At 46.5% G+C, this 10799-nt stretch carries 11 protein-coding genes; 5 read left to right on the top strand and 6 right to left on the bottom strand.

The genetic code is table 11. The features are described from left to right. Positions 1–78 precede the first annotated feature (78 nt). The 3 genes from glnT to C7B77_RS14190 form a co-directional block, all read right to left on the bottom strand. Positions 79–1383, bottom strand: a complete 1305-nt coding sequence (gene glnT / locus C7B77_RS14200) for a type III glutamate--ammonia ligase (protein ID WP_106305821.1) — start codon at positions 1381–1383, stop codon at positions 79–81. Positions 1384–1482: 99 nt separating this feature from the next. Next, on the bottom strand, positions 1483–2502 hold the full coding sequence (locus C7B77_RS14195; RefSeq protein WP_106305815.1) for an alpha/beta fold hydrolase: 1020 nt from the start codon (positions 2500–2502) through the stop codon (positions 1483–1485). After that, positions 2499–3443 (bottom strand): fatty acid desaturase family protein, encoded by a 945-nt coding sequence (locus C7B77_RS14190; RefSeq protein WP_106305812.1) that lies wholly within the window; start codon positions 3441–3443, stop codon positions 2499–2501. Before C7B77_RS14190 ends, C7B77_RS14195 begins: the two co-directional genes overlap by 4 nt. A gap of 99 nt (positions 3444–3542) precedes the next feature. Here C7B77_RS14190 and C7B77_RS14185 point away from each other — a divergent pair, with 99 nt between their 5' ends. The 3 genes from C7B77_RS14185 to groL all read left to right on the top strand — a co-directional run bounded on the left by C7B77_RS14185 (position 3543) and on the right by groL (position 6463). Then, positions 3543–4244, top strand: a complete 702-nt coding sequence (locus C7B77_RS14185) for a GntR family transcriptional regulator (RefSeq protein WP_106305809.1) — start codon at positions 3543–3545, stop codon at positions 4242–4244. Positions 4245–4332: 88 nt separating this feature from the next. Further along, positions 4333–4644 carry a co-chaperone GroES gene (gene groES, locus C7B77_RS14180; protein WP_015157756.1) on the top strand — a complete coding sequence of 104 codons (312 nt, stop codon included), beginning with the start codon at positions 4333–4335 and terminating at the stop codon, positions 4642–4644. Positions 4645–4825: 181 nt separating this feature from the next. Then, positions 4826–6463 carry a chaperonin GroEL gene (gene groL / locus C7B77_RS14175; RefSeq protein ID WP_106305806.1) on the top strand — a complete coding sequence of 546 codons (1638 nt, stop codon included), beginning with the start codon at positions 4826–4828 and terminating at the stop codon, positions 6461–6463. A gap of 164 nt (positions 6464–6627) precedes the next feature. On the opposite strand, the gene C7B77_RS14170 is transcribed toward groL, so the two are convergent. Both C7B77_RS14170 and C7B77_RS14165 read right to left on the bottom strand, forming a co-directional pair. After that, positions 6628–7779 carry an AAA family ATPase gene (locus C7B77_RS14170; protein WP_106305803.1) on the bottom strand — a complete coding sequence of 384 codons (1152 nt, stop codon included), beginning with the start codon at positions 7777–7779 and terminating at the stop codon, positions 6628–6630. A 257-nt stretch (positions 7780–8036) separates the two neighbouring features. Beyond that, positions 8037–8726, bottom strand: a complete 690-nt coding sequence (locus C7B77_RS14165; protein WP_106305800.1) for a DUF3318 domain-containing protein — start codon at positions 8724–8726, stop codon at positions 8037–8039. A 202-nt stretch (positions 8727–8928) separates the two neighbouring features. Here C7B77_RS14165 and C7B77_RS14160 point away from each other — a divergent pair, with 202 nt between their 5' ends. Beyond that, positions 8929–9519 (top strand): CAP domain-containing protein, encoded by a 591-nt coding sequence (locus tag C7B77_RS14160; RefSeq protein WP_245894196.1) that lies wholly within the window; start codon positions 8929–8931, stop codon positions 9517–9519. Positions 9520–9568: 49 nt separating this feature from the next. Next, entirely contained in the window at positions 9569–10192 is a 624-nt protein-coding gene (locus C7B77_RS14155) for a ribonuclease D (RefSeq protein WP_106305797.1), read from the top strand. Between the two features lie 122 nt (positions 10193–10314). Here C7B77_RS14155 and C7B77_RS14150 read toward each other — a convergent pair. Further along, positions 10315–10799 (bottom strand): Uma2 family endonuclease (locus C7B77_RS14150; protein WP_106305794.1); only part of this gene is annotated, 485 nt, incomplete at its 5' end.

Genomic DNA, 10799 nt, shown 5'->3' with positions numbered 1-10799 from the left:
GGGTAAATGGTACCGAAAACCTCATCCTGTCAATCCTTATTAGATCCCGATCGGTAATTGGTGGATGTGTTTAGACTACTAACAATCCAAAGTGGTTTCTAGTTCCCAGGGGGTGACGTTGGCGTTAGCTCGTTGCCATTCTTGATGTTTGAGATTGAGATATGCGGTGACGAAGGGTTCGCCGAGGGAGTGGGTGAGTACGTCGCTGGCTTTGAGGCAGCGGAGGGCGTCTAATAGATTTCCTGGTAAAGTTTTGACTAACCCGATGGGGGGATGAGTGTAACTATTATTATCTTGGCGCACTCCCGGATCGCTTTTATTGGCGATGCCATCGAGTCCGGCGGCCATTAGTGCCGCAGGTAATAGATAGGGGTTTGCCGCGCCGTCTGGCAAGCGAAATTCAAACCTGCCGATATCGGGAATGCGGATTGTATGGGTGCGATTGTTGCCGCTGTAACTGGCGGTATTGGGCGACCAAGTGGCACCAGAAGCCGTCACGGGGGCATTGATGCGTTTGTAAGAGTTGACGGTGGGATTGGCGATCGCACATAGTGCCTCCACCGAATTTAACACGCCTGCGATGAATTGATAGCCGAGTTGAGATAGTCCCAATTCTCCCTGCGGATCGGCAAACAGATTCTCGGTGTCGGCGGTATCCCAGACCGAAATGTGGGTATGGCAACCATTCCCAGTCAGCTCGGCAAACGGTTTGGGCATAAATGTCGCGCGAAGTCCGTGCCGTTCGGCGATCGATTTGACCATATATTTAAAGAAAGCATGTCGATCGGCTGTAATTAGAGCATCCGCATACATCCAATTCATTTCAAACTGGCCGTTACCGTCTTCGTGGTCGTTCTGATAGGCTCCCCAGCCTAAAGACAGCATCGCATCGCAAATTTCCCGAATCACGTCATAACGCCGCATCAACGATTGTTGGTCGTAACAAGGCTTGCTTTGACGATCTCGTCCATCGGCAATCTGCGTACTATCGGTACTCAGTAAAAAGTACTCGCATTCTACCCCTGTTTTGACTCGATAGCCCAGTTCTGCCGCTTGCTGCACCACCCGCTTTAATACTACGCGCGGAGATTGAGCTAGTGGTTCGCTCTGAATATCGTGCAAATCTGCCGCCAGCCAAGCAACATCTGGCTGCCAAGGCAATTGAATTAGGCTCTGGGGGTCGGGTACGGCCAAAATATCTGGATCGGCAGGAGTCAGATCCAACCAAGCCGCAAAACCCGCAAAACCCGCACCATCAGCCGCCATTCGATCGATACTAGCAGCAGGTACTAATTTCGATCTCTGGACGCCAAATAAGTCGGTAAATGATATCAAAAAGTAGCGAATCTCGCGCTCTTGGGCGATTTGAGACAGTGTTGGCATGATATCTCCTGCAAGTTTCGTTATCTGGATTTTGGATTTTGGATTTTGGATTTTGGATTTTGGATTGCGGATCTCCATCCACCCATCTACCCCTATTCCCTATCCCCTATCCCCTATTCCCTCAAGCAAAGTGTGAATCTGCGATCGAATCCAATCGGCATCTTCAGGATTTTGGTATGGATTGCCCGCTCGGTGCCCCCAAATCGATCGAATGGGGCGATACTCGGCATTGGTAATTAACGCGGCTTCTGCGGCACAATCTGCGGGGGTGAAATATAAATCTGTGGTACTGGGCATCACGTATGTTTTGGCACGGATCGCAGATAAAGTCGATCGATAGTCACCTTGATAGACAGAATTATCGCTGAGATCGCAATGGAGCCAAGTATCGAGCATGGCAATTAGATTATGCGGATCGCGTTGGCGATAGCTGGCTTCCCAGGCTCGGACTAAATAGTCTTCAAGGGAGGAGTAGCCGAGGCTGTAATAAAGCCCCTCGCGGTAAAATTCCTGCGAGGCTGCCCAACTTGCATAAATTCGGGCGAAGGTATGCAATCCGCGTTCGGGTAATCGATCGAATCCAGTCCCCGTCCAAGCTGGATCGGCTGTCAGGGCACTCCGCAAGCTCTGCAAGAAAATCCGGTTATGATCCGTCGTCCGTGCAGTTCCGCACAGGGCGGCGATTCTTTGCACTCGATCGGGATAGAGTGCGCCCCAGTGGTAAGCTTGTTGCGCGCCCATCGACCAGCCATAAATTAGAGCCAATCGATCGATCTTCAATACCTCTGTTAATAACTTTTCTTGAGCGCGGACGTTATCGAAATGTGTAAACCAAAAGCCCGATTCTACTAATCCACAATCGCTATTACTTGGAGAAGTCGATAGTCCATTACCAAACATATTCGGGATGATAATAAACCACTGCGTCGGATCTAAAATTCCGTCCGCACTGATGAGCCATTCTATATCTGAATGCTGTGCCCCGTAAGAAGTGGGATAGAGGATCGCATTCGATCGATCGGCATTTAAATCGCCATAAGTTTGATAGATAATTTGGACTTCTGACAAGCATTTACCGCACTGAAATTCAAAGTTATCGATCGTAAAAATCTCGCTCATACCGCAGAATTTAAGCCAGCAACGATCGCGCGATTGACGTGGATATATCCAGGCTCGACATGGCTAAAATGCGCTTTCAACTGTTGATGGGCGATCGGGAGTTGATAAAACGGAATCGACGGATAGAGATGATGTTCGGCGTGGAAAGGCATATTCCACATCAACAATCGCACTGGTAAGAGGGTGAGGGTCGATCGAGTGTTGGTATATGGATTGCGATCGCCACTACATCCGGTATGTTCTGCCAGCAGAATAAATCTGAGTATGGGTTGACCGATAAATAGCGGTAATAGCCAGTAAGTAATAAACCAAGGTTGCCCGAAAATAATCGAAATGCCGATTGCGATCGCATATACGCCAAGCTGCCATCTGGTCGATCGAATTACTTCTTCCCGTGCGGTTTCGGGGATAAATGGATAGCTGTCTAATTGCCCCATCGCTACCCGAAAGTGAGTTGTGAGTTTGCCCCACCACCAGGGTAAACCGCTCATCGCGAGTAAATAATCACCCCAAGTTTGGAGTTTCGGATCGCTCATTTCTGGGTCTTTGTCGGGGTCTTGAGTATAGCGATGGTGCCATTTATGATAGCGGCGGAAGAAGGTAATGTTATAGAACGAGAGGACGCCAGCAATCCAGCCTACGGCATCGTTGAGGGTATTATTGGCAAATACGGTGCGATGAGAGCATTCGTGAACGGGGGCAAACATGGCTGCCAAGCTGAAGCCATAGATTACTAGAGCTGGGAGGGCGATCGGCCAATGCTCTCCGATATTGGTGCTCCAAAGGTAGCCGCTACTGAGGAGTATTAGCAGGTGTAATGCTAATCTAAGGGTGCCTTGGGCTGTCGATCGAGTGTTGAGTTGTTTGAGTGTGTCGGCACTGAGGGTGGGACAATCTAGGGATGAGTCGATCGGGGCTGACTCGGAGACAAACAGATCCATTGTGATTTATCGCTCAACTTGTTATAACAAGTTTAATTTTAGAGCGATCGGGAGGCTGTATTCAAGGTTACCGATCTGAAATCCGAAATCCAAAATCGAATGATTTTACCCTTACATTTGACAATTTCCGAGCAATTGCGAGATCGAATCCTCAGTGGTGGTTATCGATCGGGCGATCGATTGCCGAGCGAGCATCAATTGATGGCTGAGTTTGCAGTGAGTCGGATTACGGCTAGGCGGGCGATTTCTAATCTGACTCAACAGGGTTTAGTTACGGTTAAAAGGGGGAAAGGGGTATTTGTGGCTACTCAACAAAAAGTCACTTACTCGCTATCTAATCCGATGGTGTTTTTGGAAGCAGATCTCGATCGTCAGGGTGTGAAAGTTGGCATTCAAACATTGGTATTTGAGGCGGTGGCGGTGCCGAGTGAAGTGGCGGCGATCTTGAAATGTTCGATCGTCTATCTCCAGAAGAAGATATTGTTATTTAACGGGATTCCTGGCTGTGTAGATGTTACCTACATTCTGCCAAAGTTGGGCGCGGCTTATGAATCTGAGTTGCGGCAGCACATGACATTTACCACCTTAGAGCGGCATGGCATTGAAATTGACAAGATCGATGCGACGATTTCTTGTACTCAGGCAGATTACGAAACTAGCGCACAGTTAGAAGTAACTTTGGGACATCCATTAATTGTGTATCGACATACCGCTTATAACCAAGACAATTGCGCGATCGTGCATGGTGAATCGATTTCGCGGGGCGATCGATTTTGTTACTCAGCCCAGATCGTGCGGTAACCCGTACCCTAACCTTGCTTGCCATGCCATACCACATTCGGCTAAATTAGCACTCAGCAGTTGAGAGTGCTAAATACTCATAATAATTATGGCATCAGTATCGTTAACCGTATCCACCGTTAAGCCTTTGGCCGATCGCGTTTTTGTAAAAGTCAGCGCATCTGAAGAAAAAACCGCTGGTGGTATCCTTCTTCCCGACACAGCTAAAGAAAAGCCCCAAATTGGCGAAGTCGTCCAAGTTGGCCCTGGCAAACGCAACGACGATGGTACTCGTCAAGAGCCTGAAATCAAAATCGGCGATAAAGTTCTGTATTCCAAATACGCTGGTACCGACGTGAAGCTCGGCGGCGACGAATATGTCCTGTTATCTGAGAAAGACATCTTAGCAGTAGTCGGCTAACCAGTGTCATGCGGATTGTGGATTGTGGATTGTGGATTGCGGATTGCGGATTACGGATTGTCGAGCTAGACGATTTTTGAGCTGCTTCAATTTCAGCAACAATCTATTTTCGATCCACTACGCCCAAAATTGGTCGCTGGTCACTAACACATAACCCTCTACACTTCTAAATTTAAAGATTATGGCAAAGCGAATTATATACAACGAAAATGCTCGTCGCGCGTTGGAACGTGGGATGGACATTTTGGCTGAAGCGGTAGCAGTTACCCTCGGCCCTAAAGGTCGGAACGTGGTCTTAGAGAAGAAATTTGGCGCACCCCAAATCGTTAACGATGGTGTGACCATTGCTAAAGAAATCGAACTCGAAGATAACGTCGAAAATACTGGTGTAGCCTTGATTCGTCAAGCGGCATCTAAAACTAACGATGCGGCTGGCGATGGTACTACCACTGCAACCGTCCTCGCTCACGCGATCGTCAAAGAAGGTCTGCGTAACGTGGCTGCTGGTGCTAATGCGATCGCTCTCAAACGCGGTATCGACAAAGCAACTGGTTTCCTCGTTGAGAAAATCGCAGCTCATTCCAAACCTGTAGAAGACTCCAAAGCGATCGCTCAAGTAGCTTCGATCTCGGCTGGTAACGACAACGAAGTCGGCGAAATGATTGCTAACGCAATGGATAAAGTCGGTAAAGAAGGCGTGATCTCTCTAGAAGAAGGTAAGTCGATGACTACCGAACTAGAAATTACTGAAGGGATGCGCTTTGACAAAGGCTACATCTCGCCGTACTTCGCTACAGATATGGAGCGGATGGAAGCAGTCCTCGAACAGCCTTATATCCTGATTACCGACAAAAAAATCAACTTGGTACAGGATTTAGTTCCGATCCTCGAACAAGTCGCTCGTTCCGGTCGTCCCTTGCTGATTTTAGCTGAAGACATTGAGAAAGAAGCTTTAGCTACTTTGGTAGTCAACCGTCTGCGTGGTGTCTTAAACGTTGCCGCAGTTAAAGCTCCTGGTTTTGGCGATCGTCGTAAAGCGATGCTCGAAGATATCGCTGTCTTAACTGGCGGTCAATTAGTAACTGAAGATGCTGGTTTGAAACTAGATGCGACTAAACTAGAATCCCTCGGTCAAGCACGTCGGATTACCATCACCAAAGATAGCACCACGATCGTTGCGGAAGGCAATGAAGCGACTGTTAAATCGCGTTGCGAGCAAATCCGTCGTCAAATGGAAGAAAGCGATTCTTCCTATGACAAAGAGAAGCTCCAAGAGCGTTTGGCTAAATTAGCTGGTGGTGTTGCCGTCATCAAAGTTGGTGCTGCTACCGAAACCGAAATGAAAGATCGCAAATTACGTCTCGAAGATGCGATTAACGCCACTAAAGCCGCAGTTGAAGAAGGTATCGTTCCCGGTGGTGGTACCATCTTGGCTCACCTATCTCCCGAACTCGAAACTTGGGCTACTGCTAACCTCAAAGATGAGGAGCTAACTGGTGCGCTAATCGTGACTCGCGCGCTCTCCGCTCCGCTCAAACGGATTGCTGAAAACGCTGGTCAAAATGGTGCTATTATCGCCGAGCGCGTTAAAGAAAAATCCTTCGACGTTGGCTACAATGCTGCAACTAACGAGTTCGTAGACATGTTTGAAGCTGGGATCGTCGATCCTGCGAAAGTAACTCGTTCGGCTCTGCAAAATGCCGCTTCGATCGCCGCTATGATTCTCACGACTGAGTGCATCATCGTCGATAAACCAGAACCAAAAGACGGCGCACCTGCTGGTGGCCCGATGGGTGCTGGTGACTACGGCGATTACTAAGCTCTAACTTTCAATAATTTTTAGAGGGGGAAAACCCTTACTATTAATAGCTATCTTCGTCAGGAGGTAGCTATTTTTTATGTAATTTGTAATGATAGACCCCGACTTCTTCGAGAAGTCGGGGGTCTGGAAGCACGAACAATGATGAATATAACTCGTGAATTCTAAGTTAAATACTGGATTAATTGCGATCGAGTGGGAATATCTGCACCCAAAAATGTTTTTAAATCTTCAGGAGATGGTTTGACCATAACGGCTAGACGATTGCATTGGTTGGCAATACATCGATCGAAGATATTTCGCACGAATCGACCATTACCTAATTCGCCGATCCGATCTGTAAATTCAGCCACTAGCTCTGTAAAAGTAGTCAAGATTGCATCATCGATAGAGTAGCTATTTTTATTACATAAAAGTTTGAAAATTTCTGTTAACTCTACAGACGAATAATCTTCAAAATGGATCGATCGAGAGAATCGGGATTTTAAACCAGGATTAGCATTAATAAATCTCGACATCTCATCCTGATAGCCTGCTACGATAACTACTAAATTATCACGATGGTCTTCCATCAATTTTAAGAGTGTATTAATCGCCTCTTGTCCAAACGGATCTTCTCTACCCTCTGGGACGAGTGCATAAGCTTCGTCGATAAATAAAACTCCACCTAACGCTGATTCGATTACTTGCGTGGTTTTAGGTGCAGTTTGCCCCACATACGATGCAACGAGGCTACCCCGATCGACTTCTATAAATTGACCCTGAGATAATATTCCCAGATCTCGATAGATATCACCGATAATTCTGGCTACTGTTGTTTTACCCGTACCTGGATTGCCTGTAAATACTAAATGTCGTGTCAGTGCGGGAACTTTCATCCCAATTTGTGCCTGCATTTGAGTGACTTTGGCAATATTGACTAGTTCTTTGACTGTTGATTTTACACCAGCCAACCCTGTCAAAGATTCGAGTAAATCTAGCGGCTTAGATTCGGTAGGTTCAGATTGTGGAGCGATATCTGGTTTAGATGAAGTCTTTGGCTGACTCTTATCGGATTTTGGTCGATCGTATAAAGTTTGAGCTACGGAGATGGCAAAGTCGTTGTCTACTCTTTGTGCAGACTTTCCTAACAATTTTCGAGCTGAGAGTAAGGCATCATTTTCCGATCGTGCGAAAGACCAAAACAGACAATCGAATTCAATTACTTTGAATGACTTCTCCATAAAATCATAGGCTTTTATCTTATCTTCCCAAGCTGCCCACAACCATGAATCATTTTTTTGACAAATGCTAAAAACAGGATAAGCCCATGACATACCAAACAGCTCTCAATCTTCACGACGATATCATGTAGGGTACCCAGCGACTAAGATAAAACTACAACATTCATCACAAAATCTCGATCGATTAGGGAAACTTAGATCGAATCAAAAATTTACAAAGGTAATGACAACGAAAAAAGCTACCCAACGAGATAACCGATGGACAGCAAATTAAATACCTGCGATCGAGGCGATACAGGGATGTTATGGGCAACAGCAATCGATCGTGCGCCCTAATCATGTTGTTGAATTTATCTGTAGCTTTCGCGATTTTCGCGTTCGTCAGCTAGAGAACGAGTGCGAGTAGAATTACGAGCGCGATCGGATTTCTCTTTAGCTTTGGTAGCACTGCGTTTGAGTGCGTCGAGGCGGGATTCGTAGTGCTTGCGTTTGCTCTTTTTGGGAGTATCGTCGGCGATCGTTTTGAGGGCACTTCCCAGACTCTTGTAGGCATTAGGGAGCGTATATCCGAAGCGAGTAGCTAAGGCGATTGCTTTTTCATCAGCCTCGATCGCTTCTTTGAGATGACGATCGCTATTGTTACGGGCGTACAAACGATATCCAGATACGCCACAAAGTCCTAGAGCTAGGATTAATAATAGACCATCTTGCACCCAGAGTTCGCCGACAGCACCGCCTAAACCGATCGCTAGTGCTGCCATTTCCCAGCCATCGCGAGAGATGGTGTCATTCTGGACGCGGGCGACTTCATGCCAAAATAACAGATTTCGTTGATCGAGAGCCAAACGTTCCCACTTAACCAGATCGATTTGAATTTCTACTTGATCTTTACCTAATTCTTCACTGCGAATTAGGGGGGGATTGACCTCGACGGTAGTTTCTACCGTCACCCAGCTTTGGAGTTCTGGTGGGAGTAAACTTTTGAGCCGACGCAGTTCACTCATTTCAGCGCGAGCAGAAGCAGCGGAATAGGATGTCATAGCGATAGTTTGGATCGATCGTAGTTACTATTCTAGCCAATAGTCGGTCGAGATTGTCAAATTTTACCTGTTTGCAGATTACATCCCGATCCGATCGCGATCGCAGTGGATATAAATCCAAGATGCCATCTTAGACTTAGCCAATTGGCTGTATTTCGATCTCGGTGGCATCTAGAACGTATCCAAAATTTATTAACTTGAGATGAAATATCATTTTTTAGGCACTTTTTGCGCCTTATTGGCCGTCATAGGTATAGCCGCGTCAACAGCCCACGCAGATGTTAGCATTAGTGTACCAAATGATGCAGATTCCGCACAAGAATATAGCTCCGAACTAGCAGAACCTCAGGCCGAGCGCGCTCGTAAATCTACCCCCGCCCCTGTGATGAACAGTATCGAATTAGCTACCTATAATCTGGTTAATAAGTATCGTCAGTCTCGCAATTTACCGCCATTAGTTGCCGACCCCGACATCTCCGCTCAAGCCAAAGCACACAGCGAGCAGATGGCTCGATCGGGTAATATGAGCCACGATGGTTTTAACGAGCGCGTGGCATCGGTTGCCAAGACGATCGTCTATCGCAATGCCGCAGAAAATGTCGCCTACAATATGGGCTACGGACAGCCAGATCTCGTTGCCGTCCAAGGTTGGATCGAAAGTCCCGGACACAAAAAAAATATGACTGGCCAGTTCGACTTAACGGGTATTGGCGTGGCTAGAGGTGCCAAAGGTGAATATTACTTCACGCAGATTTTTATTCGCAAAGCATTTTATGTCAAGGATGCTGACTAGCGATCGATCCTCTATTATGTAGGTGGTTTCCTTTTCCCATCCTGTCCATATGGAAGACTTTCAAATTTGCGATCGAGATTTAGATGATACTTTAACTGCTAAATATCTTCAGGCAGAATCGATCGCTGTCGATACCGAGACGATGGGACTGAACTATCTCCGCGACAGGCTATGTTTGGTGCAATTATTCTCGCCTGGTGCCCTGACGGTAATTCGGATTGCCAAAGGACAAACCGCCGCACCAAATTTACAACAGGTGATGCAATCTACCACTGTTACTAAAGTTTTTCACTTTGCCAGATTCGATGTGGCACAATTACGCCATCGTTTGGGGATTGAAACTCAGCCGATTTTCTGCACCAAGATTGCGAGTAAGCTGATTCGCACCTACTCAAACCGTCACGGTTTGAAGGAATTAGTCGCTCAACTCGAAGGTGTCGAACTCGACAAATCTGCTCAATCTTCGGATTGGGGAGATGCCGAAAATCTTTCGGACGAACAACTCCGCTATGCGGCTAATGATGTCAGGTATTTGATTAGTATGCGTCAAAAATTGACTGCTAAATTGCAACGCGAAGATCGCTGGGAATTGGCACAGGATTGTTTTAAAGTGTTGCCGACGCTGGTTTCTCTCGATTTATTACAGTACGAAGATATTTTTTCCCATCATTGATAATCGAGCAATCTCGATCGCGTTGCAGAGGTAAAGCCTACTCTATATATCTTAGTAGGATTGACTCACAATAAAGGTAGAAGTAATTCATAAATTATCCCTACCTTTATTTATTCGATCGCCTATGCCCAAATCGGACTCAAATCTAGTATAAATCCAGGCAACACATCCTCACCACTCAAAGTCATCGGTGCAGATAGCACTTGAATTTCGCGCTCGAATCCGTAGATTTCCACCTGACGATCTTGAGGATTTATCAGCCAACCCAACCGCACCCCATTATCTCGATATTCTGCCATTTTTGCTTGCAGCGGGGGTAATCTGTCTGTTTCAGAGCGCAATTCAATGACAAAATCTGGAACTAGCTGGGCAAATTTTTTCCGTTCTTCTCGACTCACCGCTTCCCATCGCGAGAGTTCTACCCAAGCTGCATCGGGAGATTTTTTACTACCATTGGGTAAAGTAAACACCGTTGAAGAACTAAAAGTCTTACCTAGTCTAGTTCGATAGTTCCAGACAAATAATTGACCCCCCAATTCTGACTCATAATTACCGCTTTCTGCGCCTACTGGTGGCATAATAACTAAAACTCCTTGCGCGGTTAACT

It is taken from the genome of Chamaesiphon polymorphus CCALA 037, assembly GCF_003003845.1.
GTDB lineage: Bacteria > Cyanobacteriota > Cyanobacteriia > Cyanobacteriales > Chamaesiphonaceae > Chamaesiphon > Chamaesiphon polymorphus.
Note: the sequence above shows the minus strand (reverse complement) of the source record. Positions and strands in the feature narration are given on the sequence as shown.

Coding starts and splice junctions, on each gene's coding strand:
- C7B77_RS14165 (WP_106305800.1), bottom strand. CDS start 8,726: ATGACATCCTATTCCGCTGCTTCTGCTCGCGCTGAAATGAGTGAACTG.
- C7B77_RS14190 (WP_106305812.1), bottom strand. CDS start 3,443: ATGGATCTGTTTGTCTCCGAGTCAGCCCCGATCGACTCATCCCTAGAT.
- C7B77_RS14185 (WP_106305809.1), top strand. CDS start 3,543: ATGATTTTACCCTTACATTTGACAATTTCCGAGCAATTGCGAGATCGA.
- C7B77_RS14170 (WP_106305803.1), bottom strand. CDS start 7,779: ATGTCATGGGCTTATCCTGTTTTTAGCATTTGTCAAAAAAATGATTCA.
- groL (WP_106305806.1), top strand. CDS start 4,826: ATGGCAAAGCGAATTATATACAACGAAAATGCTCGTCGCGCGTTGGAA.
- C7B77_RS14155 (WP_106305797.1), top strand. CDS start 9,569: ATGGAAGACTTTCAAATTTGCGATCGAGATTTAGATGATACTTTAACT.
- C7B77_RS14160 (WP_245894196.1), top strand. CDS start 8,929: ATGAAATATCATTTTTTAGGCACTTTTTGCGCCTTATTGGCCGTCATA.
- C7B77_RS14195 (WP_106305815.1), bottom strand. CDS start 2,502: ATGAGCGAGATTTTTACGATCGATAACTTTGAATTTCAGTGCGGTAAA.
- groES (WP_015157756.1), top strand. CDS start 4,333: ATGGCATCAGTATCGTTAACCGTATCCACCGTTAAGCCTTTGGCCGAT.
- glnT (WP_106305821.1), bottom strand. CDS start 1,383: ATGCCAACACTGTCTCAAATCGCCCAAGAGCGCGAGATTCGCTACTTT.